The organism is Thermus thermamylovorans, from assembly GCF_004307015.1.
Taxonomy (GTDB): domain Bacteria; phylum Deinococcota; class Deinococci; order Deinococcales; family Thermaceae; genus Thermus; species Thermus thermamylovorans.
The window spans coordinates 72,442-95,872 of sequence record NZ_SIJL01000006.1; the positions used below are offsets into that span (position 1 = coordinate 72,442).

The 23,431-nt window shown below is 67.2% G+C and carries 29 protein-coding genes; 12 read left to right on the forward strand and 17 right to left on the reverse strand.

Annotated elements, in window-relative coordinates:
- Positions 1-3: 3 nt before the first annotated feature.
- The 8 genes from ETP66_RS06160 to ETP66_RS06195 are packed head-to-tail and all read right to left on the reverse strand — an operon-like array spanning position 4 to position 5,942.
- The gene (locus ETP66_RS06160; protein WP_130841597.1) at positions 4-1,683 is read right to left on the reverse strand and encodes an acyl-CoA carboxylase subunit beta; all 1,680 of its coding nucleotides are present in this window, start codon (positions 1,681-1,683) and stop codon (positions 4-6) included.
- A gap of 24 nt (positions 1,684-1,707) precedes the next feature.
- A complete protein-coding gene (gene rnhA, locus ETP66_RS06165; RefSeq protein WP_130841599.1) occupies positions 1,708-2,202 on the reverse strand; it encodes a ribonuclease HI in 495 nt (164 codons plus the stop codon).
- On the reverse strand, positions 2,199-2,720 hold the full coding sequence (locus tag ETP66_RS06170; protein WP_130841601.1) for a Uma2 family endonuclease: 522 nt from the start codon (positions 2,718-2,720) through the stop codon (positions 2,199-2,201). The genes rnhA and ETP66_RS06170 overlap by 4 nt, the downstream gene beginning before the upstream one ends.
- A 4-nt stretch (positions 2,721-2,724) precedes the next feature.
- A complete protein-coding gene (locus ETP66_RS06175; protein ID WP_130841603.1) occupies positions 2,725-3,105 on the reverse strand; it encodes a VOC family protein in 381 nt (126 codons plus the stop codon).
- Complete coding sequence (locus ETP66_RS06180) at positions 3,105-3,392, reverse strand: glutamine synthetase/cystathionine beta-lyase binding protein (protein ID WP_130841605.1); 288 nt, start codon at positions 3,390-3,392, stop codon at positions 3,105-3,107. The genes ETP66_RS06175 and ETP66_RS06180 overlap by 1 nt, the downstream gene beginning before the upstream one ends.
- 24 nt (positions 3,393-3,416) lie before the next feature.
- Positions 3,417-3,986, reverse strand: coding sequence for a Uma2 family endonuclease (locus ETP66_RS06185; protein WP_201738481.1), 570 nt, complete (start codon positions 3,984-3,986; stop codon positions 3,417-3,419).
- Positions 3,986-5,497, reverse strand: a complete 1,512-nt coding sequence (guaA, locus tag ETP66_RS06190; protein WP_130841609.1) for a glutamine-hydrolyzing GMP synthase — start codon at positions 5,495-5,497, stop codon at positions 3,986-3,988. The genes ETP66_RS06185 and guaA overlap by 1 nt, the downstream gene beginning before the upstream one ends.
- 19 nt (positions 5,498-5,516) lie before the next feature.
- On the reverse strand, positions 5,517-5,942 hold the full coding sequence (locus ETP66_RS06195) for a disulfide bond formation protein B (protein WP_130841611.1): 426 nt from the start codon (positions 5,940-5,942) through the stop codon (positions 5,517-5,519).
- A gap of 29 nt (positions 5,943-5,971) precedes the next feature.
- Between ETP66_RS06195 and ETP66_RS06200 the strand changes: the two genes are divergently transcribed.
- Positions 5,972-6,157, forward strand: coding sequence for a C1orf53 family protein (locus ETP66_RS06200; protein WP_130841612.1), 186 nt, complete (start codon positions 5,972-5,974; stop codon positions 6,155-6,157).
- A 64-nt stretch (positions 6,158-6,221) separates the two neighbouring features.
- Here ETP66_RS06200 and ftsY read toward each other — a convergent pair whose 3' ends face one another.
- The 3 genes from ftsY to gltX are packed head-to-tail and all read right to left on the reverse strand — an operon-like array spanning position 6,222 to position 8,900.
- Positions 6,222-7,136: a signal recognition particle-docking protein FtsY gene (ftsY, locus tag ETP66_RS06205; RefSeq protein WP_130841614.1), complete on the reverse strand. Its 915-nt coding sequence runs from the start codon at positions 7,134-7,136 to the stop codon at positions 6,222-6,224.
- A 14-nt stretch (positions 7,137-7,150) separates the two neighbouring features.
- The gene (locus ETP66_RS06210) at positions 7,151-7,438 is read right to left on the reverse strand and encodes a hypothetical protein (RefSeq protein WP_130841616.1); all 288 of its coding nucleotides are present in this window, start codon (positions 7,436-7,438) and stop codon (positions 7,151-7,153) included.
- A gap of 46 nt (positions 7,439-7,484) precedes the next feature.
- On the reverse strand, positions 7,485-8,900 hold the full coding sequence (gene gltX / locus ETP66_RS06215) for a glutamate--tRNA ligase (protein ID WP_130841618.1): 1,416 nt from the start codon (positions 8,898-8,900) through the stop codon (positions 7,485-7,487).
- Positions 8,901-8,953: 53 nt separating this feature from the next.
- Between gltX and lptB the strand changes: the two genes are divergently transcribed.
- Positions 8,954-9,682 carry an LPS export ABC transporter ATP-binding protein gene (gene lptB, locus ETP66_RS06220; protein WP_130841619.1) on the forward strand — a complete coding sequence of 243 codons (729 nt, stop codon included), beginning with the start codon at positions 8,954-8,956 and terminating at the stop codon, positions 9,680-9,682.
- Between the two features lie 3 nt (positions 9,683-9,685).
- On the forward strand, positions 9,686-11,092 hold the full coding sequence (locus tag ETP66_RS06225; protein WP_130841621.1) for a DUF3084 domain-containing protein: 1,407 nt from the start codon (positions 9,686-9,688) through the stop codon (positions 11,090-11,092).
- On the opposite strand, the gene prmC is transcribed toward ETP66_RS06225, so the two are convergent.
- The 6 genes from prmC to rpmH all read right to left on the reverse strand — a co-directional run bounded on the left by prmC (position 11,039) and on the right by rpmH (position 14,444).
- Positions 11,039-11,857 carry a peptide chain release factor N(5)-glutamine methyltransferase gene (gene prmC, locus ETP66_RS06230; RefSeq protein WP_130841623.1) on the reverse strand — a complete coding sequence of 273 codons (819 nt, stop codon included), beginning with the start codon at positions 11,855-11,857 and terminating at the stop codon, positions 11,039-11,041. The two genes, ETP66_RS06225 and prmC, sit on opposite strands and share 54 nt — an antisense overlap.
- Positions 11,820-12,407, reverse strand: a complete 588-nt coding sequence (locus tag ETP66_RS06235) for a Jag family protein (protein WP_130841625.1) — start codon at positions 12,405-12,407, stop codon at positions 11,820-11,822. Before ETP66_RS06235 ends, prmC begins: the two co-directional genes overlap by 38 nt.
- A 9-nt stretch (positions 12,408-12,416) precedes the next feature.
- Positions 12,417-13,709 (reverse strand): YidC/Oxa1 family membrane protein insertase, encoded by a 1,293-nt coding sequence (locus tag ETP66_RS06240; RefSeq protein ID WP_130841626.1) that lies wholly within the window; start codon positions 13,707-13,709, stop codon positions 12,417-12,419.
- The gene (yidD, locus tag ETP66_RS06245; protein WP_130841627.1) at positions 13,706-13,954 is read right to left on the reverse strand and encodes a membrane protein insertion efficiency factor YidD; all 249 of its coding nucleotides are present in this window, start codon (positions 13,952-13,954) and stop codon (positions 13,706-13,708) included. The genes ETP66_RS06240 and yidD overlap by 4 nt, the downstream gene beginning before the upstream one ends.
- A gap of 5 nt (positions 13,955-13,959) precedes the next feature.
- The gene (rnpA, locus tag ETP66_RS06250; protein ID WP_236630104.1) at positions 13,960-14,202 is read right to left on the reverse strand and encodes a ribonuclease P protein component; all 243 of its coding nucleotides are present in this window, start codon (positions 14,200-14,202) and stop codon (positions 13,960-13,962) included.
- Positions 14,203-14,297: 95 nt separating this feature from the next.
- Positions 14,298-14,444, reverse strand: coding sequence for a 50S ribosomal protein L34 (gene rpmH / locus ETP66_RS06255; protein ID WP_130841733.1), 147 nt, complete (start codon positions 14,442-14,444; stop codon positions 14,298-14,300).
- A gap of 161 nt (positions 14,445-14,605) precedes the next feature.
- Here rpmH and ETP66_RS06260 point away from each other — a divergent pair, with 161 nt between their 5' ends.
- The 9 genes from ETP66_RS06260 to ETP66_RS06300 are packed head-to-tail and all read left to right on the forward strand — an operon-like array spanning position 14,606 to position 23,430.
- The gene (locus ETP66_RS06260; protein ID WP_130841629.1) at positions 14,606-15,367 is read left to right on the forward strand and encodes an ABC transporter ATP-binding protein; all 762 of its coding nucleotides are present in this window, start codon (positions 14,606-14,608) and stop codon (positions 15,365-15,367) included.
- Positions 15,364-17,298 (forward strand): long-chain fatty acid--CoA ligase, encoded by a 1,935-nt coding sequence (locus tag ETP66_RS06265; protein WP_130841631.1) that lies wholly within the window; start codon positions 15,364-15,366, stop codon positions 17,296-17,298. The genes ETP66_RS06260 and ETP66_RS06265 overlap by 4 nt, the downstream gene beginning before the upstream one ends.
- On the forward strand, positions 17,295-18,188 hold the full coding sequence (locus tag ETP66_RS06270; protein WP_130841632.1) for a branched-chain amino acid ABC transporter permease: 894 nt from the start codon (positions 17,295-17,297) through the stop codon (positions 18,186-18,188). Before ETP66_RS06265 ends, ETP66_RS06270 begins: the two co-directional genes overlap by 4 nt.
- Positions 18,185-19,252 carry a branched-chain amino acid ABC transporter permease gene (locus ETP66_RS06275; RefSeq protein WP_130841634.1) on the forward strand — a complete coding sequence of 356 codons (1,068 nt, stop codon included), beginning with the start codon at positions 18,185-18,187 and terminating at the stop codon, positions 19,250-19,252. Before ETP66_RS06270 ends, ETP66_RS06275 begins: the two co-directional genes overlap by 4 nt.
- Before the next feature lie 45 nt (positions 19,253-19,297).
- Positions 19,298-20,494: an ABC transporter substrate-binding protein gene (locus ETP66_RS06280; protein WP_201738482.1), complete on the forward strand. Its 1,197-nt coding sequence runs from the start codon at positions 19,298-19,300 to the stop codon at positions 20,492-20,494.
- 45 nt (positions 20,495-20,539) lie between these two features.
- Positions 20,540-21,370 (forward strand): ABC transporter ATP-binding protein, encoded by an 831-nt coding sequence (locus ETP66_RS06285; protein ID WP_130841638.1) that lies wholly within the window; start codon positions 20,540-20,542, stop codon positions 21,368-21,370.
- A gap of 50 nt (positions 21,371-21,420) precedes the next feature.
- Positions 21,421-22,161: a metal ABC transporter ATP-binding protein gene (locus ETP66_RS06290; protein WP_130841640.1), complete on the forward strand. Its 741-nt coding sequence runs from the start codon at positions 21,421-21,423 to the stop codon at positions 22,159-22,161.
- A complete protein-coding gene (locus ETP66_RS06295) occupies positions 22,154-22,960 on the forward strand; it encodes a metal ABC transporter permease (RefSeq protein WP_130841642.1) in 807 nt (268 codons plus the stop codon). Before ETP66_RS06290 ends, ETP66_RS06295 begins: the two co-directional genes overlap by 8 nt.
- 23 nt (positions 22,961-22,983) lie before the next feature.
- Positions 22,984-23,430: an RrF2 family transcriptional regulator gene (locus ETP66_RS06300; protein WP_130841644.1), complete on the forward strand. Its 447-nt coding sequence runs from the start codon at positions 22,984-22,986 to the stop codon at positions 23,428-23,430.
- Position 23,431: the final 1 nt, after the last annotated feature.

Here is a 23,431-nt window from a genome sequence, read left to right on the forward strand (position 1 = left end):
GCCTTAGACCTGGAACACCCCCACTCTAAAAGGCTCCCGCTCGGGGTTCAGGGCGCAGGCCTCGAGGACCCGGATGAGCCACTTCCGGGTTTCGTGGGGGAAGATCACCCCGTCCACCCAGAGCCGGGCGGCGGCGTACCGGGGGTCCAGGGTTTCCTCGTAGCGCCCCTTGATGCGCTCGTAAAGCTCCTTTAGCTCCTCGTCCGAGGGTTCCTTCCCTTCCCGCCTGAGCTTTTCCACCTCCAGCTCCAAGAGGGTCTTGGCCGCCTGGGCCCCACCCATCACCGCGTACTTGGCGCTGGGCCAGGCGAAGAGGAAGCGGGGGGCGTAGGCCTTGCCCGCCAGGGCGTAGTTTCCCGCCCCGAAGGAGCCTCCCAGGATCACGGTGATCTTGGGCACCACCGAGTTGCTCACGGCATTGACCAGTTTGGCTCCCCGGCGGATGATCCCCGCCTGCTCTGACTCCTTCCCCACCATGAAGCCCGTCACGTCCTGGAGGAAAAGGAGGGGGATGTTCATCTGGTTCACCTCGAGGATGAACCGGGCGGCCTTGTCCGCCGCCTCCGCATAGATCACCCCACCCACCTCGATTCGTCCCTTCTTCTTCAGGATAAGGCGCTGATTCCCCACGATGCCCACGGGGAAGCTCCCGATGCGGGCGAAGCCCGTGACCAGGGTCTCCCCGTACCCCCCCTTGTACTCCAGGAACTCCGAGCCGTCCACAAGGCGGGCGATCACCTCCCGGAGGTCGTAAGGCCTGGAGCCGTCGGGGGCGATGAGTCCGTAGAGGTCTTCGGCGGGGTAAAGGGGTTCCCTGGGTTCCTTGCGTCCTTCCGCCCAGGGGGCAAGCCTGGGGGGCGGGTAGAGGGCGATGAGCTTTCGGATCCTCTCTATGGCCGCTTCGTCGCTGGGTTCGTAAAAGTCCACGGTGCCCGAGACCTCAAAGTGCATGCGGGCCCCACCCAGCTCCTCGCTGGTCACCTCCTGGCCGATGGCCGCCTTTACCAGGGCGGGGCCCGCCAGGTAGAGGCCGCTTCCCTCGGTCATGATGAGGACATCGGTCATGACGGGGAGGTAGGCGCCCCCGGCCACGCAGTTGCCCATGATGGCCGAGATCTGGGGGATGCCCAGGGCGGACATGCGGGCGTTGAGGTAGAAGATGCGGCCAAAGTCGTCCTGGTCCGGGAAGACCTCGTCCTGAAGGGGTAGGAAAACCCCGGCGGAGTCCACCAGGTACAGGGTGGGAATGCGGTTTTCCAACGCCATGGTCTGGGCCCGGATCACCTTTTTGGCGGTGATGGGGAAGAAGGCCCCTGCCTTCACGGTGGCGTCGTTGGCGATGATCATCCAGGTCTGGCCCTGGATCTGCCCGAGGCCGGTGATGACTCCCCCCGCGGGGGCCCCGCCCCACTCCTCGTACATTCCCCACCCGGCGAAGGCCATGAGCTCGTAGAACTCCGTGCCCGGGTCTAAAAGCCTGGCGATCCGCTCCCGGGCGGAGAGGCGTCCCTTTTTGTGCTGGCGCTCGATGGCCTTGGGGCCTCCTCCCTGGCGCACCCCCTCCAGGCTTTCCCTGAAGTCCCGCACCAGGGCCACCCAGGCGTCCTTATTGGCCTTGAAAACCGGGCTTTCCCGTTCCTCCGGACGGAGGCGGCTTTCCAGGGCCTTGGGATCGGTGGGCATGGCCTGAGTATAACGCTTTTTTGCTTATTCGGAGAAAAGCGTGTCGGTGGGAGCCCTCTTTGGGGGGCAGGGGGTGCGGGCCTGGGCCTTTTGCCGCTGGGCCTGGCGCCTCGCCTCCCGGTCCACCCGCTCGTTTTCCGGGTGGCCGTTGTGCCCCCGCACCCAGGTGGGGAGGACGCGGTGGCGTTTCAACTCTTCCAGGATGGCCTCCCAGAGGTCGCGGTTTTCTACAGGCTTCCCGTCCGCCTTGCGCAGGCCCCGCCTCTGCCAGGCGGGAAGCCATTCGCTGAGGGCCCGCACCAAATACTGGCTGTCGGAAAAGAGGTGCACCTCGCAAGGCTCCTTGAGGGCCTTAAGGCCCTGAAGGAGGGCGGTGAGCTCCATGCGGTTGTTGGTGGTGCAGGGCTCCCCCCCGGAGAGGAGCTTCTCCCTGGCGCTGTAACGCAGGAGGGCCGCCCAACCCCCGGGCCCGGGGTTACCCAGGCAGGCCCCGTCGGTGTAGAGCTCCACCCGCCTCACGACCAGGGGACGGGCCGTTCGGGGAAGGCCAGGGGGGCCTTGGCCTCCCCGGGAGGCACCAGCTCCCGCAGGCGGTAATGGCTTCCCTGGGGTTCGCGGTAGACCTCCAGGAGGTTTTCCTGGAGGTTCACGATCCAGACCTCGGGAAGGCCTGCCTCGGCGTAGAGGGCGAGCTTGGCCCGGTCGTGCTCCAGGCTGGTGTCGGCCACCTCGATGAGGAGGAGGACGTCCTGGGGCTCGGGGAGGCGTTCCGCATAGGCTTCTAGAGGGGGCTTCAGCACCAGGAGGTCTGGTTCGGGCTCGGAACGGGGCGGGATGCGCAGGGGGGACTGCACGGTGACGACGGCTTCCTCCCCCAAAAGAGCCTGGAACTTTTTGTCCAGCCGAGCCACGGTAAAGACATGCCTAGGACCGATGGGGCTCATCTCGTAGATCTCCCCCCTTAGGAGTTCCAGGTGCTTCACGCCCTGGAAAAGCCGCTCAAACTCCTCTACCCCGAAGCGGTAGCGGGTGGCCATGCCCTCATTCTAGGCCCCAGATTCTGGCCGGGGCCAGTTCCACCAGGTTCCCCGCGGGGTCGCGGGTGTAAAGGCTTTTCCCCCTGGGCCAGTCCGCCCACCAGACGGGAAAGCCCGCTTCCTGGAGCTTTTCCGCCCAGCGGGGAAGCTCTTCCTCCTCCACCTGGAAGGCCACGTGGACGCTTCCCTTGGCCCCGTGGGGAGGTAAGGCCTGGTCCTTTTCCGTGTGTTCTGGGTTGAAGACCAGAAAGACCCCCTGCCCGGCCCGGAAGAAGGCGTGGCGCGGGGGCTGGTACTGAAAGCAAGGAAGGCCCAGGACCCCCTCGTAAAAGGCCCGGGCCTTCTCCAGATCCTCGGCGTAGACGGCGGTTTCCAGGACCTCCACTACTTGAGCTTGGCGATGAGGTCGGCCACGGGGATGGCCTCGAGGGTGGTGGTCTTCACGCTCCCCCGCGCCCCCAGGTGGAGCATGGCCCGGGCCACGGCCAGGGCATCCTCCGCCTCCACGATGTTCACGAAGTCGTAGGGGCCGAGGACGGCGTACTGGGCCACCACTTTGACCCCGAAGTCCTGTTCCAGCTCCTGGTTCACCTCCTTGATGCGCTCGGGGTTTTTCACCAGGGTCTCGGCGCCATCATCCGTGAGGGTGCTGAGGACGATAAAGGTGGGCATACCTTGCCTCCTTTCCCCTCCAGTTTAGCCGGGGCGGGGCTCCAGGTCCACCCCGGCGTAGACCTCCTCCAGGGGTAAGGCGCCCTCCAGGCAGGGTAGGGGCACCTCCCCGTCTGTGAAGGCTTGGTACAAAACGCCTTCCTCCCCCTTGCGGTAAAGCTCCGCCCGCCGCTCCAGGGCGCTCACCAGGAGGTAGCCCTCCAAAGAGGGGAGGGCCAGGTAGCGCCAGAGTTTCTCCCGCCGGTCCACCCCTTCCGTGCTCTCCGAGAGCACCTCCACCACCAGGCAAGGGGCCTCCTCGTAGTAGGGGTTTTCCAGGGGCGGGGCGCAAACCGCCATGAGGTCGGGGTAGTAGACGGTGCGTTCCCCCACCTTGAGCTTCATGTCCGCCACGTAGAGGCGGCAACCCTTGCGCCGGGCCAACGGGTAAAGGAGGTAGTGCAGGTGGCTCACCACCAGGTTGTGGGCCCGGCTGGCCCCGGCCATGGCGTAGGGCAGGCCCTCCACCAGCTCATGCTTGGTTGTAGACCGGGTTTCCCATGCCAGGTACTCCTCCAGGGAAAGGGGTTTTAGGGCCTTGGCGGGTTCGCCCATCACTCCCATTCTATGGTGGCGGGAGGCTTGGAGGTGAGGTCGTAGACCACCCGGCCGATCTCCGGCACCCGGCGGGTGATGCGCCTTGCCACCTCGTCCAAAAACTCCAGGGGGAGCCTGGCCCAGTCCGCGGTCATGAAGTCTTCGGTGGTCACCGCCCTTAAGGCCAGAACGTAGCCGTACTTCCGCTCGTCCCCTGCGACCCCTACGCTCCGCACGGGGGTGAGGACCGCCAGGGCCTGGGCCACCTGGCCGTAGAGGCCCCATTCCCGGAGGAGGCTTACGAAGATGTCCTCCGCCCGCCGGAGGATGGAGAGCTTTTCCTCCGTGACCTCCCCCAGCACGCGCACCGCCAGGCCCGGCCCCGGGAAGGGGTGGCGCAGGCGGATGGGGTCGGGGAGGCCGAGGAGGAGGGCCAGCTCCCGCACCTCGTCCTTGAAGAGGAGGCGGAAGGGCTCGAGGAGCTCAAACTGGAGGTCCTCGGGGAGGCCCCCCACGTTGTGGTGGCTCTTGATCTTGGCCGCCCCCCCTTCCCCGGCGGACTCGATCACGTCGGGGTAGAGGGTACCCTGGGCCAGGAAGCGGAAGGGCCCCTTTTCCCGGGCCAACTGGCTGAAGACCTCCACGAACTCCCGGCCGATGATCCGGCGCTTTTCCTCCGGGTCCTCCACCCCCTTCAGGGCCTCCAGGAAGCGCTCCTTGGCGTCCACCACGAGGAGGTTGACCCCAAGGGCCCTAAGGGCCCCCTCCACCTCCTCCCGCTCCCCCAGGCGCAGGAGGCCGTGGTCCACGAAGACCGCCAGGTGGTCCACCCCCGCCCGGGCCAGGAGGAGGGCCAGGGTGCTGGAGTCCACCCCCCCGGAAACCGCCAGCAAAACGCGGTCTTGCCCCACCCGCTCCCGCACCTCCTCCACCAGGCCCTCCAGCACGTGCTCCGGGGTCCAGTCCCGCCTGACCCCAGCGAGCTCCAGGAAGTTTTCCAGGATCTGCATCCCTTTAGGGGTGTGGGCTACCTCGGGGTGGAACTGGACGGCGAAGGTCCGGCCGTCCGGGCCCTCCATGGCCGCCACCGGGTTTTCCTCGGTCTCCGCCACCACCCGCCACCCCGGGGGGAGCTCGGTTACCGCGTCTTGGTGGCTCATCCACACCTGGACGTCGCCCTCCAAGCCCCGGAAAAGGGGGCCTTGGTGGCGGGTGAGGAGGGCCTTGCCGTACTCCGCCCGCCCCGCCCGCTCCACCTTGCCCCCGAGCTCCTGGGCAAGAAGCTGCATCCCGTAGCAGATGCCCAGGGTGGGTAGGCCAAGCTCCAGCACCCGGGGGTCGGGCCGGGGGGCTTGGGGGTCGAAGACGCTGTTGGGCCCGCCGGAGAGGATCAGGGCCTCGGGCCCATGCTTCAGGACCTCCTCCAGGGGGGTGTCCCCGGGAAGGATCAAGGAGAAGGCCCGGAGTTCCCGAAGCCTCCTGGCGATGAGCCTGGTGTACTGGGAGCCAAAGTCCAGGACGAGGATCACGAGGCTAGTTTACCTGCCGCTACCCCTGCGGGTGGGGTTGGCCACCCCTGGCCTCCTTGGCCACGAGGAGCATGCTGCCCGCGATGAGGCCGAAGGCGATGAGGGCCTGCAGGGGGATGGGGAACTCCGGGATGTACTCCACGGTGCAGGGCACCGGGGGTTTGCAGGCCAGGGTGAAGAGGTCGGGGAAGCGTTGCTGGAAGAGGTGCAGGGCGCTCAGGAGCCCGCCGATCAGGGAGAGGGCCAGGGCATGGGGCCAGATCCTAAGGTCCTGCCGCCAGAGGGCCAGGCCCAGGATCACCGCCAGGGGGTACATGAAAACCCGCTGGTACCAGCAGAGCTCGCAGGGTAGGAAGAGCCGCACCTCCGAGTAATAGAGGCTTCCCAGGGTAGCCACCAGGGCCACGGTCCAGGCGAAGCCCAGCAGGAGGAAGCCGCGGTTCATCCCCCAAAGCATACCCCTAAACTGGCCTTGTGGGGTTCGAGGGACTCCGGGAAGGGGAGGACTTTTACTGGGAGGAAGGGCGGGTGGTCTTCACCGAGGCCTTCCACCGCAGGCGGGGCTATTGCTGCCGCTCGGGGTGCCGCCACTGCCCTTGGCGGGAGGACCCGGTGCCTGTCCACGGGGACCGTCCTACGGGGGAGAGGGCAGGCCCCTGACGCCACCCTCTGCGGAGGCCTTCCGCCTGGGGCCCCGGCGAAGGGGCGGGCGAGGCCTCCGCCACTACCCCTCCAGCAACGCCTCCACGAAGGCCTCAGCGTCGAAGGGCTGAAGGTCGTCTGGGCCTTCCCCCACCCCGATGAAGCGGATGGGCACCTTCAGGGTGCGCACGATGGGAATGAGGACCCCGCCCTTGGCGGTGCCGTCCAGCTTGGTGACGATGACCCCGGTGAGGCCCACGGCCTCGTGGAACCGCTTGGCCTGCTCCAGGCCGTTTTGCCCGGTTACCGCGTCCAGCACCAGCCAGACCTCCTTAGGCTCCTCGGGGTCGGCCTTGGCGATGGCCCGCTTCACCTTCTTCAGCTCCTCCATCAGGTTGTGCTTGGTGTGGAGCCTTCCGGCGGTGTCCACCAGGAGGAGGTCGTAACCCCGGGCCTTCCGGGCCTGGGCGGCGTCAAAGGCCAAGGCCGCAGGGTCGGCTCCTTCCGGGCCCTGGAGGACGGGGATGCCGAGGCGCTTCCCCCACTCGGAAAGCTGGGCGCCCCCGGCGGCGCGGAAGGTGTCCCCGGCGCAGAACATCACCTTCTTGCCCAGGCCCCCGTAGAGGCGGCCCAGCTTGGCGATGGTGGTGGTCTTGCCCACCCCGTTCACCCCCACCACCAGGACCACGTGGCCCTTGGGCTCCACGGGCTTAGGACCTTGGGGGCGGAAGCCGAGCTTGCGTAAGGTGGCCCTTCGCTCCTCCGGCTCCAGCATCTGGACGAGCTTCTCCTTCACCGCTTCCTTCAGGTCCTTCCGCCCGGAGGCCCGCACCTCGGCGAGGAGCTCCTCGGTGGCGGCCAGGCCCACGTCCGCGGCCAGGAGGGCCATCTCCAGCTCCTCCAGCACCTCCTCGGGGTCGGCCCCCCAGGGGATGGCCTTGAGGAGCCTCTCCCGGGTCTTGGAGAGGCCGGCCTTGAGGCGGTCAAAGAAGCCCATGGACCCCTTGGATGCTACCGGAAGTTCGCTCCCCAGGCGAAGCGCCCCGCCTTGGGAAAGTCGGCGAGGCCGTAGACATGGGCCCCCCCGGCGAAGAGGCCGGTGCAGGGGTCCCAAAGCCTCTCCATCCCCGGGGCGAGCTCGGCGGTGAGGCGGCCAGAGAGGTTCTGCCGGAGGCGGTTCTCCACCCCCGCCCCAAAGGAGAGGCCCAGCCCCTCCCCGTAGCCGAAAGGCAGGCTGGTGGTGCTTTGGGCGCTCGCCGGTCCCAGGGAGGGCGAGGGAAGCGGAAATAGACGCCCCATAACAACCAGTATAGCCGCTTTTGCGTAGCCTTTCACTTGAAACCCTTCATGGGCGGTTCCCCAGAACCTGCGCCAGCCGGGAGAGCACGCGCTCCTTGCCCAGGAGGGCCATGATCTCAAAAAGCCCCGGGGTCTCCAGGCTCCCCGTGAGGGCGGCCCTTAGGGGCTGGGCCACCTGGCCGAGCTTCAGGCCCCGCTCCCCGGCGAAGCCCCGCAGGAGCGCCTCCAGGGCGGTCTCGCCCCAGTCCGCCTGGGCCTCGAGGAGGGGCCTCACCTCCTGGAGGATGGGAAGGCCCTCCTGCAGCTTCTCCTGGGCCTTCTCCGAGAAGGGGTAGTCCTCGCGGAAGAGGTAGGGGGCCTTCTCGGGAAGCTCCCTTAGGGTGTCGAACCGGGGGCGCATGAGGGCCACCGCCCGCCGCAGGTAGGCCTCGTCCGGCCAGGCGCACCCCGCGGCTTCCAGGAAAGGCTTCGCCCTTTCCGCCACTTCCTCCAGGGGGAGCACCTCGCGGATGTACTTCCCGTTCATCCAGCGGAGCTTCTCCAGGTCGAAGACCGGCCCCCCCAGGGAGACCCGCTCCCAGGTGAAGGCCTGGACGAGCTCCTCGAGGGTGAAGATCTCCCGCCCGTCGGGCATGGAGAAGCCCATGAGGGCCAGGTAGTTCCTTAAGGCCTCGGGCAAAAACCCTTCCGCCTTGTACCACTCCAAGGAGGTGTGGCTCTTCCGCTTGCTGATCTTGGTCTTGTCGGGATTTCTGAGGAGGGGCATGTGGTAGAACCTGGGCACGGGCCAGCCGAAGGCCCGGTAGAGGAGGACGTGGATGGGGGTGGAGACCAGCCACTCCTCTGCCCGGATCACGTCCGTGACCCCCATGAGGTGGTCGTCCACCACGTTGGCCAGGTGGTAGGTGGGGTAGCCGTCGGACTTGAGGAGGACCACGTCGGGGATCTCGGCGTTGTCGTAAGCCACCAGGCCCCGCAGCTCATCCCTCACCTCCGTGGTGCCCGGACGGGGGACCTTGAGGCGGATCACGTGGGGCTCGCCCCGCCTGGCCCGCTCCTCGGCCTCCTCGGGAGGGATGTTCCGGGCCCGGCCGTCGTAGCCGCCCTTCTCCTTGCGGATTCTTTCCAGCTCCTCCGGGGTCTCGAAGGCCCGGTAGGCCCAGCCCCGCTTCAGGAGTTCTTCCGCATGCTTCTGGTAGAGGGGAAGCCGCTCCGACTGCCGGTAAGGGCCCCTCGGCCCGCCGATGTCCGGCCCCTCGTCGTAGGGGATGCCGAGCCACCTGAGGGCGGCCAGGATGCGCGCCTCCGCCCCAGGCACGTAGCGGGCGCGGTCGGTGTCCTCGATGCGCACCAGGAAGCGCCCCCCGTTTTTCCTGGCCCAGACGTGGTTGAAGAGGGCGATGTAGGCCGTGCCCACATGGGGGTCCCCCGTGGGGCTTGGGGCGATGCGGGTCACCACCATACCTCGCCCATTATCTCACCCGGGGTTAAAGGTTGCCCCTTAGCCTGAAAGCAATGGAGGGGGATCTTCTGGCCCAAGGCCTGCGCAAGCGCTACGGCCCCAAGGAGGTGGTGCGGGGAGTGGACCTCCGCCTCAGGCGGGGAGAGATCGTGGCCCTCTTCGGCCCCAACGGGGCGGGGAAAACCACCACCTTCTACATGATGGTGGGCTTCATAAGGCCCACAGGGGGGCGGATCTTCCTGAAGGGACAGGAGGTGAGCCGCCTGCCCATGTACCGCCGGGCCCGTTTGGGCCTCGGCTACCTCCCCCAGGAGCCCTCGGCCTTCCGGCGCATGACGGTTCTGGAGAACCTCTTGGCCATCTTGGAGTTTCAACCACTTTCCAGGAAGGAGCGCCTGGAGAAGGCCAAGGCCCTTCTGGAGGAGCTGGCCATCTACCACCTCAAAGACCGCCTAGCCTACGCCCTCTCCGGCGGGGAAAGGCGCCGGCTGGAGATCGCCCGCGCCCTTTGCACAGACCCGGACTTCATCCTCCTGGACGAGCCTTTCACCGGGGTGGACCCCAAGAACGTCCGCGAGATCCAGAAGGTGATCGCCGAGCTCCGGGAAAGGCGGGGGGTAGGGGTCTTCGTCACCGACCACTCCGTGCGGGAGACTTTGGCCATCACCGACCGGGTCTACGTGATGTACGATGGGGAGATCCTTTTCCACGGAGACCCCGAGACCTTTGCCCGCGACCAGGGGGTGCGGCGCCACTACCTGGGCGAGGACTACGAGCTTTAGGTCATGGCCTTCTGGAGCCTCCTTGTCCTCATCCTCCTCCTGGCTGCCTTGGTAGCCTACCTGGGGGACAAGGTGGCCAAGTGGGCGGGGAAGCGGCACTTTCGCCTCTTCGGCCTGAGGCCCCGGCAGACGGCCACCCTGATCGCGGTCCTCACCGGGGTGGGGATCGCCCTCTTCAGCTACCTGGGTTTCCTACTGGTCTTTCAAGAGGCCCGGGAGATCATCCTCCAGGCCCAAGCTGTACGCCAGGAGCGGGATAGCCTCAAGGCCGAACGGGAGGCCCTTTTGCGGGTAAAGGAGGCCATGGAGGCCGAGGCCTCCCGGGCCCTGGCCGAGCTCAACGCCCTGCGGGCCGAAAGGCGGGAGCTGGCCGAGGCCCTGGAGGAGGGGGAGGCCTTGCGGCGGCGCCTGCAGGGGGAGGCCCTGGCCTTGGCGGAGCAGGTGGAGGTCCTGCAGCGGGAGCGGGGAGCCTTGCAGCGGGAAAAGGCTAGCCTGGAAGCGGAGCGGCAGGAACTCCTCCGCATCCTGGAGGAACGGAGCCGGGAGCTTGCCCGTAGGGGGGAGGAGCTCTTGGCCCTGGAGCGCAGGCTTTCCGCGGTGCAGGAGGGGGCCAGGAGGGCAGAGGGGGAAAGGGCTAGGCTGCTTGAGGAGCGCAGGCGCCTGGAAGGGGATCTGGTCTTGGCCCAGGCCCGCCTGGAGGAGGTGCGGCGGCAGAGGGAGGCCTTGGTGCGGGAGGTGGAGGCCCTCAGGGCGGCCTTGGCCCGGTCGCGGCAGGAGCTCGGGCAGGCGGAGGACCGGGTCCGGAACCTTCTCCTGCAAGCCGAGGCCCTCCAGGGCGAGCGGGGCCAGCTTTCGCAAAACCTCCTCCGCCTGAGCCAGGGCCTTTACCTGGGAGAGGTCCGCCTGGGTGCGGGGGAGGGAAGGGTGGCCTTGGAACGGGTGGCGGAACGAAGGGCCTCCCTCCAGGGGTTTCGCGGCGCGGAGCTTTTGGACGGGCCGGAGGGACCGGGTTTGGCGGTGCTGGAAGGGGCCGGTTACCGGGAGGGGCGGCTCCTGGTACGGGTGCGCTTTTACCCGGAAAAACGGGCTTTTGCGGGTGGGGATGTGCTGGCCAGCACCACCTTCCGCCTCTCCACCCCGGCCCGGGACCAGGAGGTGCTGGAGGAACTCGGGGAGCGGGTGCGCCAAAAGCTCCTGGAGGCAGGTTTTCCGCCAGAGTACGCCACCTTCCCCTCCCCGGAGGAGCTGGCCCGGGGCCTGGCCCTCCTCCAAGGACGCCGGGGGGTGGTGCGGGTGGGGGTGGTGGCCGCCAGGGACCTCTGGACGGTGGAAAGGCCTCTTCTCTACTACGGCCTCCTAGGGGGGCCGCCGGGCCCGGAGGTACCGGTCCCGGCCCGTCAGGTCCCCTAGCACCGCCACCTCCTGCCAGCCCCCCCTCTTCAGTTCCTCCGCCAGCGAGTGCACGTTTTCTGGGGCGAGCTCCAGGAGGAGGTACCCGCCTGGCCGGAGGGCCTGTTTCGCCTCCAGGGCCAGGGGCCGGGCCAGGGAAAGCCCCTCCTCCCCCCCGTAGAGGGCCAGGGGGTTCTCGTAGGCCAGTTCCCCGGGGGCCTGCTCCCGGTAGCCCTCCGGCAGGTAGGGAGGGTTGGACACGATGAGGTGCAGCTCCCTAAGCCCCCCGGTGAGGGAGGCCCTGAGAAAGTGCACCGCCAGGCCTAGCCTGCGCGCGTTCTCCTCCGCCAGGGCAAGGGCTGGGTCGTCCACCTCTGTGGCGAAAACCTCCGCCTCCGGCAGGTGCTGCTTCACGGCCAGGGCGATAGCCCCCGTGCCCGTGCCCACGTCCAGGACGCGGGGCCTTTCCGGAAGAGAAAGCTTTATGGCCAGCTCCACTAAGCCCTCGGTTTCCGGCCGGGGGATGAGCACCCCTTCCGCCACCTTCAATGGGAGGCCAAAAAACTCTACCTCTCCCAGGAGGTACTGGAGGGGGTAGCCGGAAAGGCGCTTCGCCAACAAGGCCCAAGCCCGCTCCGCCACGCCCTGGGGCGGAGCCTGGGAAAGGCCCAGGAGGAGATCTTTCCGCGAAAGGCCCGAGGCCTTGGCCAGCAGGTCCAGGGCCTCCCCCTCGGGAAGCCCCGCCTCCCTAAGCCTCCCGCTTAGCTCCCGGAGAAGCCGGATCACGGGGATGGACCACCACGTGCCGCGCCTCGCCCTCTCCCTGGCTTTCCGTGGTCACCTTGGGGTGGTTCTTGAGGAGCATGTGGACGATGCGCCTCTCCGAGGGGCGCATGGGAGGAAGGTGCAGGGCCTCCCCGGTGAGGGCCACGGTGAGGGCGGCGTCCTCGGCCATCCGGCGAATCCTCTCTTCCTGACGCTTGCGGTAGCCAGCTGCGTCCAGGACCACCCGGTACTCCCCCCCAAAGTGCTTGGCCAGCACCACCCCCGCCAGGTACTCCACCGCCTTTAGGGTGCGCCCCTCCTTGCCGATGAGGCGGCCCAGGTCTCCTCCCTTCACCTCAACCCGGAAAAGGTTGCCTTCTTGGCGGATCTCCACATAGTAGGCGGGGTCCAGGCGCAGAAGCAGGCCGACCAGGAACTCTTCCAGGACTTCTTTAGGACCCCTGGTCAGGGCTTCCTTGCCCAGCTCCTTGAGCTCCACCTCCACCGGGGCTTCCTCCAGAACCCCCAGGTCGGAGAGGAGGTCGTCGATGCTCCTCTTGCGCTCTTCCATGCCCCTAGTTTATGCCTTTAGGGGCTTCAGGCTTTGGTTAATCATCCACTGTTGCCCTAGGCCGATCACGTTGGAGAGCACCCAGTAGAGGGTGACCCCTGAGGGGAACTGCAGCACCAGGAAGATGAAGATCAGGTTCATGAAAAGGCTTTGGCGGATGAGGTCCTTGTTGCCGTGGGCGGAAAGCCAGGTGGAGAGGAAGGTGGTGATCACGTAGAGCAGGGGAAGGACGTAGAAGGGGTCGGGAAGGGCGAGGTCGGGGATCCACAGGAGGCCCTGGCCGAACTCGTAATTGGCGATCACCTTCCAGAGGAGGAAGAGAATGGGCATCTGGATGAGGAGGGGTAGGCATCCGGCTGCCGGGTTCACCTTGTGCTCCTGGTAGAGCTTCATGGTGGCCTCGGCCCGCTTGTTGGGGTCGTCCTTGTACTTCTGGTTGATCTTCTGGATAAGGGGCTGGAGGCGCTGCATCTCCGCCAGGCTTTTGAACTGCTGGTGCATGAGGGGCCAGAGGAGGAGGCGCACCACCAGGGTGAGGAAGAGGATGGCCAGTCCCCAGCTCCCCGTGTAGCGGAAGGCGGTTTCCATGATCCAGAGGAGGCCTAAGGAGAGCTGGCCCCAGAGGTTGGGGCTGAAGAGGCCAGGAAGGGGGAGGAGGCCTTCCACGTGGAAACGCACCAACTCGTTTTGGCCCCCGTAGATCCGCAAGACCTCCCCGGGAGGGAGGGCCACCTCCCCCTCCCTCCCCACCAGCTTGGCCCGCAAGGGGATGTTCCCGAAGGCCACCAGGGCGTATCCCGCCCGGGGCCGGGTCTGCCAGGCCATGTAGTGCAGCTCCCCTTCCCCGCTGGGTAGGGGTTCGCTTTGCCCTTTTAGGAGGACCCGCGGGCTACCCTGGGCGGCAAGCCGCAGGGTGAGGGGGAAGTCGGCCTCCACCTCCACGGTGTAACGCCCCTTGGCGATGCGGTAGGTGAGGGTGCCCTCGGGTCCCTGGAAGCGGGCCAGGAGGCGGTCTCCCTCTACCAGGAACTCCGCTTCCTCCGGGGTGAAGCCCTGGGGGACCACCACGGGGCCATTGGCCGAAAGGTTAGGAGCCCGGGTGTAGTCGTTGAAGACGGTTCCCTTGAAGGCTTTCACGTACCAGCCCACCACCTGGCCCTGGCGGTTGAAGGCTAGATCCATGAGGTTGGTGACGGCCACGGTCTCCAGAGTCCCGTCCCCGTTGACGTCCACCTGCTTGAACTGGGCCTCGAGGGCCAGGGCGGGCAGGAGGAGGAGGGCCAGGGCCCAAACCCGCCTCATCGGGCCCCCTCCTTCGCCTTCCTGGGGGGGAAGACCGGGGGGACAGGGTCCAGGCCCCCGGGGTGGAGGGGGTGGCACCTCAGGATGCGCCGGGCCGCCAGGTAGCTACCCCATAGGGCTCCGTGGCGCTCTAGGGCCTCGAGGGCGTAGGCGGAGCAGGTGGGGTGGAAGCGGCAGGTCCTGGGTTTCAGGGGGGAAAGGAACCTGCGGTAGGTTTTCACCAAAAGGATCAGCAAGCCGCGCACGCCGCCTATTGTATCAGGCCGCTCTTCCTGAGGGCGCGGATGAGGTCCTGAAAGAGCTCGGCGTAGCCCGCTTCCCGGGCCTCCGGGCCTGCCACCACCAGGAGGTGGGCCTTGGGCAGGTGGAGGCGGCGGAGGATCTCCCGGAGGCGGCGCTTTACCCGGTTGCGCACCACCGCTTTGCCCACCTTCTTGGACACCACGATGCCCACCCGGAGCTCCGGGGCAGGAAGCCACTTGACGCTCAGCAAACGACCCCAGCCTGCCCGGCCCTTGCGCAGGCGTTGGAAGGCCTGATCCCCCTTGAGGGAAAGCAGCTTCCCCCCCGTGGCGGGGGGCCCATCCTTTAACCGCTTACCTTGGGCGTGAGGCGCCAGCGGCCTTTCTGCCGACGGAGCTTCAGCACCCGCTTGCCGCCTGGGGTCCTCATGCGGGCCCGGAAGCCGTGGGTCTTGGCCCGCTTCCTCCGGTTGGGCTGCCAGGTCCTTTTCATTCATTTCCCTCCCTGGGGCTTCAGCCCCCGATACCCTAACGAGTGTAGCACAAGGGGGCCTGTACCAGGTCTAACGTTTTTTTACACCCGGGCAGCATAGCGTTGACATTCTTCCGGTCCCCCCTTATACTTCCCGGCAAACAGTTGCTAGGGAGGAGCCTGTGGTCCAGCTGCTCGTGGAGAACGTAACCCTAACCTTCGGCGGCGTGGCCGCCTTGTCCGCGGTCTCCCTCGAGGTCCGCCGGGGAGAGCTCGTTTCCGTCATCGGCCCCAACGGGGCGGGGAAGACCAGCCTCCTCAACGTGATCTCCGGGTTCTACCGGCCCCAGCGAGGACGCATCCTCTTCGAGGGACAGGAGATCACCCGGGCCAGCCCCCACGAGGTCACCAAACGGGGGATCGCCCGGGCCTTTCAGAACATCGAGCTTTTCTCCGGGCTGACGGTCCTGGAAAACCTTATGCTGGCGCGGCACACCCACCTCGCCTACGGCCTTCTGCAGGCGGGGCTCTTCTACGGGAGGGCCTTGGCCGAGGAGGTGGCGAACCGCCGGGTGGTGGAGGAGGTCATCGACTTCATGGAGCTGGAGCCCTACCGCAAGGCCCTGGTGGGGAACCTCCCTTACGGGGTGCGCAAGCGGGTGGAGGTGGCCCGGGCCCTCTCCCTCTCCCCCAAGCTCCTCCTCCTGGACGAGCCCATGGCGGGGATGACCCTGGAGGAGAAGGAGGACATGGTGCGCTTCGTGCTGGAGATCCGCGCCCGGGGGACCACGGTCATCCTCATCGAGCACGACCTGGGGGTGGTCATGGACATCTCCGACCGGGTCTACGTCCTGGACTTCGGCCAGGTGATCGCCGAGGGGCCGCCGGAGGCCGTGGCCCAGAACGCCCGGGTCCAGGAGGCTTACCTGGGGGTGGGAGCGTGAGGGCCCTCAGGCCTTCCCACCAGATGAAAGGCTACACCCTGCCCCAGCTCCTCCGCCTCCGGGCCCTGGAGGAAGGGGACCGGGTGGCCCTCCGGGAGAAGGACTACGGCATCTGGAACGAGGTCACCTACGCCGAGTACTACGAGCGGGTCCTCCTCTTCGCCCACGGCCTCCTCGCCTTGGGCTTCAGGCCGGGGGAGCGCCTGGCGGTCATCGCCGACAACATCCCCGAGTGGCTTTACGCCGAGCTGGGGACCCAGGCGGTGCGGGGGATCAGCGTGGGGGTCTACCAGAGTAGCCTCCCTGCGGAGATCGCCTACATGCTGGGCTACACCGGGGCCAGCTTCGTGGTGGCCGAGGACCAGGAGCAGGTGGACAAGCTCTACGAGATCCGGAATGAGATCTCCCAGGTCCGCCACGTGATCTACGAGGACCCCAAGGGGATGCGGGCCTACCAGGACCCCTGGCTCCTCTCCTTCGAGGAGGTGCTGGAGCGGGGGAGGGAGCACCGCAGGAAGAACCCTGACGCGGTAGAGCGGCTCCTCCTCGAGGCGAGCCCCGAGGAGGTCTGCCACCTCTCCTCCACCTCGGGCACCACCGGCCGCCCCAAGGCGGCCATGCTGCGCCACCGCAACCTGGTCCACATGGGGGTGGCCTTGCAGGAGGTGGACCCCTTGGAACCCACGGACGACTACCTCTCCTTCTTGCCCCTGGCCTGGATCGGGGAGCAGATGATGTCCGTGGCCATGGCCCTCACCGGGGGCTTCGCGGTCAACTTCCCCGAGGCGGTGGAGACCGCCATGCAGGACCTCAAGGAGGTCGGCCCTCACGTGATGTTCAGCCCTCCTCGGGTCTGGGAAGGCATACAGAGCGGCATCTGGGTGCGTATGTCCGAAAGCTACGCCCTTAACCGGTGGGTGTACCAGCGCCTCCTCAAGGTGGGGTACCTGGCGGCGGAGTACCGCATGCGGGGGAAGCCCATGCCCCTGGGTCTGCGCCTGGCCTACCGGCTGGCGGACCTGGTGCTTTTCCGGCCCCTCCGGGACCAGCTGGGGTTTTTGCGCCTAAGGCGGGCCTATACCGGTGGGGCGGCCCTGGGGCCGGATGTCTTCCGCTTCTTCCACGCCATCGGGGTGAACCTCAAGCAGATCTACGGCCAGACGGAGATCATCGGCATTGCCTTCGTCCACCGGGATGGGGACGTGCGCCACGACACCGTGGGCCTGCCCATCCCCGGCACCGAGGTCCGGATCAGCGAGGAGGGGGAGATCCTCTGCCGTTCCGATGCCGTCTGCGCCGGCTACTGGGAACGCCCTGAGGCCACGGCGGAAGCCTTCCGGGACGGCTGGCTCCACACCGGGGACGCCGGCTACCTCACGGAAGACGGGCACCTGGTGGTGATCGACCGGCTTTCCGACGTGATGCGCACCGAGCGGGGCACGGTCTTCAGCCCCCAGTTCGTGGAGAACAAGCTCAAGTTCTCCCCTTACATCAAGGAGGCCGTGGTCTTCGGGGACCGCAAGCCCTTCCTGGCGGCCTTTATCAACATCGACCCCCAAACCGTGGGCAAGTGGGCGGAGGACCGGGGCCTGGCCTACACCACCTATCTGGACCTCTCCCTCAAGCCCGAGGTGGCCGAGCTGGTCCGCAAGGAGGTGGAGCGGGTGAACGGGGAGCTACCCGAGGACTTGAAGGTCCAGCGCTTCGTGCTTCTGTACAAGCTTCTGGACGCTGACGACGAGGAGCTGACCCGAACGGGCAAAGTGCGCCGGGGCCTCGTGGCCAAGAGGTACGCCTCCTTGGTGGAGGCCCTTTACTCCGGGGCCAAAGAGGTGGAGGTGGAGGCGGAATACCGCTACCAGGACGGCACCGTACAGCGGCTGAAGGCCCGGGTTCCTGTTCTGTCTCTCAGGGAGGAGGTAGTGGTATGAGCTTTTTCCTGGAGCTCATGATCTCGGGGGTGATCCTAGGCCTCATCTACGCCTTGGTCGCCCTGGGGTTCGTCCTCATCTACAAAGCCAGTCGGGTGGTGAACTTCGCCCAAGGGGAGTTGATCGCCATCGGAGCCTTTTCTGCTCATTTCTTCCTGGTCACCCTGAAGCTTCCCATCCTCCTTGCTTTCCTCCTGGCCCTGGCTTCCACCGCCCTGGTGGGCTACCTTCTGGAGCGGGTGTTCCTCAAACGGCTGGTGGGCCAGCCCATTATCTCCGTCATCATGGCCACCATCGGCTTGGCCTTCTTCCTGGACGGGCTCCTGCACCTCACCCCTTATGGGGCGGGCAGCTACGGCTATCCTCCCTTCCTGCCCGAGGGCGGGGTGGACCTCCTGGGGGCCCGGGTTTCCTATGCCCAACTTCTGGCCCTTTTCCTTACGGTGCTCTTCCTGCTCCTCTTCACTTGGTTCTTCCAGCGCTCCACCCTGGGGGTGGCCATGCGCAGCGTGGCCGACGACCAGATGGCGGCCATGAGCCTGGGGGTTTCCGTGGCCAAGGTCTTCGCCCTGGCCTGGGCAGCGGCCGGGTTGGCGGCGGCCGCGGGCGGGGTCATGGTGGGCACCGTTTCCGGTTTGAACCTGGACAGCCTGGTGCACATCGGGCTGAGGGTTTTCCCTGTGGTGATCCTAGGGGGTCTGGATTCCATTCCCGGGGCGGTGGTGGCGGGGATCCTCATCGGGGTGCTGGAGAACTTGGCTGCCGGCTTCCTAGACACCCTGGTCCCCGGCGGGGGCACCCGGGACGTCTTCCCCTTCCTGGTCTTGCTTTTGGTCCTTTGGTTCAAGCCGCACGGGCTCTTTGGCACCGAGGAGATTGAGCGCGTATGAGAAACCCCTGGGCCCAAACCGGAAACTACCGCACGGATTACCGGCAAGACGCCAGCATCTTCGCCACCCATCGGGAGCTTGTCTCCCTCTTGCTCCTTCTGGGTTTCCTCCTGATTCTGCCCCAGTTTCTATCCCGCACCCAGGTGTTCATCCTGGACCTGATCCTGGTCTACAGCATTGCCGTGCTGGGCCTCAACATCACCACGGGGTACGCAGGCCTCATCAACATCGGCCAGGCGGCCTTCATGGGGGTGGGGGCTTACACCGCGGCCCTCCTCGCCCCCCAGGGCCTGCCCTTCTGGCTGGTCATCCCCTTGGGGGGTATGGTGGCGGCTTTCTTCGGTTTTTTGGTGGGCATCCCGAGTCTCCGGGTCAAGCACCTCTACCTGGCCCTGGCCACCCTGGCCTTCCAGGTGATCTTTGAGTGGTCGGTGGGCCGTATGCCCCTGTTCCATCAGGGTGCGGCCATGGACCTGCCCCGGGTGGCCTTCCTGGGGTACGAGGTGGGTTTCAGAAATCACTTCCATTTCTGGTACTACGTTATCCTTTTCGTCCTCGTGATCATGGCCCTTTTCTTCCGCAACCTGCTGCGCACCAAGTACGGGCGGGCCCTAGTGGCTGTGCGGGATAACGACCGGGCGGCGGACGCCATGGGCATGGATCCTGGGCGCACCAAGCTCTTCGCCTTCGCCCTGGGGGCCTTTTACGCCGGGGTGGCCGGGGTCCTTTACGCCTATCTGGCGCGTTCGGTGATCATCGAGGACTACACCCTTTTCGTCTCCATCAAGCTCCTGGCCATGGCCATCGTGGGGGGGCTCGGGACCTTGGTGGGGAGCTTTTTAGGCCCGGCTTTCCTAGAGCTTTTGGACGTGAACATGGAGGCTCTTTCCGGTTTCATCAAGGCCCTGGGCTTCAGCGTAGCCGGGGTGGATGTGGCCACTGCCCTCCGTCCCCTGGCCTTTGGGCTCATCATCGTCCTCTTTCTCATGTTTGAGCCCCGAGGGCTTTACAACTGGTGGCGGATCGTGCGAAGCTACTTCCGCACCTGGCCCTTCAAGTACTAGTACTGGCCGACCCCCCATTTGGGGTTGGGAATAGGAGGGAAGACCATGAGAAAGAGCATCGTGGGGTTGCTGGCGGCGCTGGGGCTGGCCTTGGGCCAGCAGCAGGTAAACCTTCTGTGGTCAGGGGCTATCACCGGGCCCACCTCCGAGGCGGGCGCGCCCTACGCGGCCGGGGTGGAGGACTACTGCCGGTACGCCAACGAGCGGGGCCTGGTTCCAGGGGTGCGCCTCAACTGCGTGGTGCGGGACGACCGCTACGACAACGCCACCACCCGCCGCTTTTTTGAGGAGGCCGTGGACCGGCTGCGCATCCCCCTCTTCCTCTCCTACGCCACCGGGGCCAACGAGCTTCTGAAGCCCCTGGTCCAAGAGCTGAAGATTCCCACCATTCCCGCCTCCATGCACGTGGGCCTCATCCGCCCCCCCAACCACGAGTACTTCTTCATCCCCACCTCCACCTACTCCGAGCAGGTGGTGGCCATCCTGGAGTACATTGCCCAGCAGCGCCGGGGAGCCCGGGTGGCCCTGGTGGTCCACCCCTCCCCCTTTGGCCGGGCCCCGGTGGAGGACGCCCGGCGGGCGGCCCAGCAGCTTGGCTTGCAGATCGTGGACGTGCAGGAGGTGGGGGCAGGAAACCTGGACAACACCGCCCTCCTCCGGCGCTTTGAGGGGGCGGGGGTGGAGTTCGTGGTCCACCAGAACGTGGCCGGTCCCGTGGCCAACATCCTGCGGGATACGCGCCGCCTGGGGCTCCACACCCGGATGCGCCACCTGGGGGCCCACTACACCGGGGGTAGCGACCTCATCGCCCTGGCGGGGGAGGCAGCGGAGGGGTTCCTCTGGGCCACCAGCTTCTACATGGCCCACGAGGAGGCCGCCGGCATCCGCTTGCAGCGGGAGCTGGGCGCGCGGTACGGCCGCCCGGCGGCGGTGGTGGAGAACGTGAACTACACCAACGGCATGCTGGCTACGGCCATTGCCGTGGAGGCCATGCGCCGGGCCCAACAGCGCTTCCGGCGCATCACCAACGAAACGGTTTACCAGGCCATCATCGGCATGAACGGGCCCAACGCCTTTAACCCCGGTTTCGCCGTTTCCACCAAGGCGGGCATCGAGATCGACTTCACCCGTACGGAGCTTACGGGGGCAGAGGGCCTGCGGATCCTCGAGGCCCGGGGTGGCCGCTTCGTGCCCGTGACCGAGCCCTTCACCTCGGCCCTCTTCCGCCGCCTGCATAGGTAGCGCTTGGGGGCCCGGAGGTCCCTCCGGGCCCCAGGGACTTTGCCCATGAGCCTGAACCCCACGCGTCCTGAGGAGCTGGGCCCCGTCCTCCTCCTGGTCAACAACATCGAGGTGGTCTACCACGACATCATCCAGGTGCTGCGGGGCGTTTCCTTGAAGGTTCCCGAGGGGCGCATCACCGCCCTCTTGGGCCCGAACGGGGCGGGGAAGACCACCACCCTTCGGGCCATCTCCGGCCTCCTCATCCCCGAGGACGGGGAGGTGGTCCGGGGGGAGATCCTCTACGGGGGCAGGCCCATCCAGGGCCGCCCTCCCGAGGAGATCGTAAAGCTGGGCATCGTCCAGGTGTTGGAGGGCCGCAGGGTCTTCAAGCACCTCACGGTGGAGGAGAACCTGCGGGTGGGCACCCTGACCCGGAGGGAGGGGAGCCTGCGGGAGGAGCTGGAGCGCATCTACGGCTACTTCCCCCGCCTGGCCGACCTCAGGAACCGCCTGGCCGGGTACTGCTCCGGGGGGGAGCAGCAGATGATCGCCATTGGCCGCGCCCTCCTGGCCAAGCCGAGGCTCCTCCTCCTGGACGAGCCCTCCTTGGGCCTCGCCCCCCTTCTGGTGCGGGAGATCTTCGACATCGTGGCCCGGGTGAACGCCGAGGAGGGGGTGACGGTGCTCATCGTGGAGCAGAACGCCCGCATGGCCCTCTCCATCGCCCACTACGGCTACATCATGGAGACGGGGCGGATCGTCCTGGAGGGGGACCGGGACTACCTCCTGGAAAACCCCGATGTGCAGGAGTTCTACCTGGGGGTGGCCAAGGGGGGTGGGCGCAAGAGCTTCAAGGAGGTGAAGGCCTACAAGAGGCGCAAGCGCTTCATGTGAGGCTCCCCGGGCCTTGACCGGGAAGTTGAAAACGCAGTATCGTTAAGGGCATGGCGGCCCTCGAGGTCCGCAACCTCTCCGTGCGCTTCGGGGAGTTCCCCGCCCTGGAGGGGGTATCCCTGGCGGTGCCCGAGGGGGCCTTCGTGGCCATCGTGGGGCCCAATGGGGCGGGGAAGAGCACCCTCCTGAAAGCCCTTTTGGGCTTGGTCCCCTTCCTGGGGGAGGTGCGGGTCTTCGGCCGTCCCCTGGGGGAGGCCGATCCCCGGTGGTTCGGCTATGTGCCCCAGATCAAGACCTTCGACCGCTCCTTCCCCGCCTTGGCCCTGGAGCTGGTGGCCACGGGGCTCCTCGGGCGCTGGCCCTTCCGCCTCTCCCCGGGGGCGCGGGAGGAGGCCCTGAGGGCCCTGGCCCGGGTGGGAGCGGAGGGGCTGGCCCACAGGCCCTTAGGCCGCCTTTCCGGGGGCCAGCTCCAGCGGGTCTACCTGGCCCGGGCCCTGATCCGCAGGCCCCGGCTCCTCCTCCTGGACGAGCCCGCCACCGGGGTGGACCGGGTGGGGGAGGTGGACCTCTACCGCTACCTGGAGGCCTACCAGCGGGAATCGGGGGCCACGGTCCTGATGATCACCCACGACTGGGAGGCAGCCCACCACGCGACCCACGTCCTGGTCCTGAACCGGAAGGTGGTGGGCTTCGGGCCGCCCGAGCGGGCCCTCTCCGAAGAGTGCCTGCGCCAGGCCTACGGCCACCTGGGCCACGCCCACGGGCTCTTCGTGGGGGGGGAGCGTGCTTGAGGCCTTGAGCTTCCCCTTCTTCCAGCGGGCCCTCCTGGCGGGGGTTCTGGTGAGCCTCCTCACCGGGCTCCTCTCCCCCTTCGTGGTGCAGAGGCGGCTTTCCTTTCTGGGGGACGGCCTGGCCCATGCCGCCTTCGCCGGGGTGGCCTTGGGCCTTTTCCTCCGGGGGGAGCCCCTCTGGTTCGCCCTGCCCTTCACCTTCCTGGTGGCCATGGCCATCACCTTTGTGAAGGAGAGGACCGAGCTTTCCGAGGACACGGCCATCGGGGTCTTCTTCGCCCTCTCCGTGGCCCTGGGGGCCCTGTTCCTCTCCCAGGCCCGGGGGTATGTGGGGGACGCCATGGGCTACCTCTTCGGCTCCCTCCTGGCCGTGGGGCCCCAGGACCTCCTGGCCGTGGGCCTCCTCCTCCTCCTGGCCCTCTTCCTCCTGCCCCTCTGGGGGCCCTTGGCCTACGCCACCTTCGACCGGGAGCTGGCCCTTTCCGACCGCGTGCCCGTGGCTTTCCACGACTACCTCCTTTCCGGCTTCATCGCCGTGAGCCTGGTCCTGGCGGTGAAGGTGGTGGGGATCATCCTGGTGGCGGCCTTCCTGGTGATCCCCGGGGCCACCGCCCGGCTCCTGGCCCCCACCATGGCCCTCCTCACCCTCCTCTCCCTCCTCCTGGCCGCCCTTTCCACGGTGCTGGGCCTCTTCCTCTCCTTCCTGCTGGACTGGCCCAGCGGGGCCAGCATCGTCCTCTTCCAGGCCTTCCTCTTCGGCCTGGCCTTCGTGAAAACCGTGTTTTCCGGGGGGAAATAGCCCCTTTGCGCTATACTGGGGGCATGTGGGTATCCACGAAGGCCCAGTACGGCCTCCGGGCCCTGGTGGAGATCGGCCTCCGCGCCCCGGAGGCCGTGCCCCTCAAGGAGGTGGCCGAGGCCCAGGGCATCAGCCAGCACTACCTGGAGCAGATCGCCGCCCAGCTCCGCCGCGCGGGCTTCATCCGCTCCGTGCGGGGGGCCAAGGGGGGGTACCGCCTGGCCCGCCCCCCCGAGCGGGTGACGGCCTTGGAGGTGGTGGAGGCCCTGGAGGGGAGCCTGGCCCCCGTCACCTGCCTGGAGGACCCCGAGAGCTGCGCCAAGGTGGGGCAGTGCTCCACGGAGAACCTCTGGCGGCGGGTGGACCAGGCCATGCGCGGGGTCCTGGGGGGGACCACCCTCAAGGACCTGGTGGAGGAGCGCAGGCTCATCGAGGCCCGCCGCCTGGTCCACCTGGAGGCCGCCGGCTAGG

Excerpts from the sequence above, each read along its gene's own strand:
- lptB (WP_130841619.1), top strand. The coding sequence starts at position 8,954 with ATGGAGGGGGATCTTCTGGCCCAAGGCCTGCGCAAGCGCTACGGCCCC.
- ETP66_RS06300 (WP_130841644.1), top strand. The coding sequence starts at position 22,984 with ATGTGGGTATCCACGAAGGCCCAGTACGGCCTCCGGGCCCTGGTGGAG.
- ETP66_RS06290 (WP_130841640.1), top strand. The coding sequence starts at position 21,421 with ATGGCGGCCCTCGAGGTCCGCAACCTCTCCGTGCGCTTCGGGGAGTTC.
- ETP66_RS06285 (WP_130841638.1), top strand. The coding sequence starts at position 20,540 with ATGAGCCTGAACCCCACGCGTCCTGAGGAGCTGGGCCCCGTCCTCCTC.
- ETP66_RS06180 (WP_130841605.1), bottom strand. The coding sequence starts at position 3,392 with ATGCCCACCTTTATCGTCCTCAGCACCCTCACGGATGATGGCGCCGAG.
- ETP66_RS06185 (WP_201738481.1), bottom strand. The coding sequence starts at position 3,986 with ATGGGCGAACCCGCCAAGGCCCTAAAACCCCTTTCCCTGGAGGAGTAC.
- ETP66_RS06225 (WP_130841621.1), top strand. The coding sequence starts at position 9,686 with ATGGCCTTCTGGAGCCTCCTTGTCCTCATCCTCCTCCTGGCTGCCTTG.
- gltX (WP_130841618.1), bottom strand. The coding sequence starts at position 8,900 with ATGGTGGTGACCCGCATCGCCCCAAGCCCCACGGGGGACCCCCATGTG.
- ETP66_RS06210 (WP_130841616.1), bottom strand. The coding sequence starts at position 7,438 with ATGGGGCGTCTATTTCCGCTTCCCTCGCCCTCCCTGGGACCGGCGAGC.
- ftsY (WP_130841614.1), bottom strand. The coding sequence starts at position 7,136 with ATGGGCTTCTTTGACCGCCTCAAGGCCGGCCTCTCCAAGACCCGGGAG.
- ETP66_RS06280 (WP_201738482.1), top strand. The coding sequence starts at position 19,298 with ATGAGAAAGAGCATCGTGGGGTTGCTGGCGGCGCTGGGGCTGGCCTTG.
- ETP66_RS06275 (WP_130841634.1), top strand. The coding sequence starts at position 18,185 with ATGAGAAACCCCTGGGCCCAAACCGGAAACTACCGCACGGATTACCGG.
- ETP66_RS06160 (WP_130841597.1), bottom strand. The coding sequence starts at position 1,683 with ATGCCCACCGATCCCAAGGCCCTGGAAAGCCGCCTCCGTCCGGAGGAA.
- ETP66_RS06270 (WP_130841632.1), top strand. The coding sequence starts at position 17,295 with ATGAGCTTTTTCCTGGAGCTCATGATCTCGGGGGTGATCCTAGGCCTC.
- ETP66_RS06240 (WP_130841626.1), bottom strand. The coding sequence starts at position 13,709 with ATGAGGCGGGTTTGGGCCCTGGCCCTCCTCCTCCTGCCCGCCCTGGCC.
- ETP66_RS06170 (WP_130841601.1), bottom strand. The coding sequence starts at position 2,720 with ATGGCCACCCGCTACCGCTTCGGGGTAGAGGAGTTTGAGCGGCTTTTC.
- ETP66_RS06195 (WP_130841611.1), bottom strand. The coding sequence starts at position 5,942 with ATGAACCGCGGCTTCCTCCTGCTGGGCTTCGCCTGGACCGTGGCCCTG.
- rpmH (WP_130841733.1), bottom strand. The coding sequence starts at position 14,444 with ATGAAAAGGACCTGGCAGCCCAACCGGAGGAAGCGGGCCAAGACCCAC.
- ETP66_RS06235 (WP_130841625.1), bottom strand. The coding sequence starts at position 12,407 with ATGGAAGAGCGCAAGAGGAGCATCGACGACCTCCTCTCCGACCTGGGG.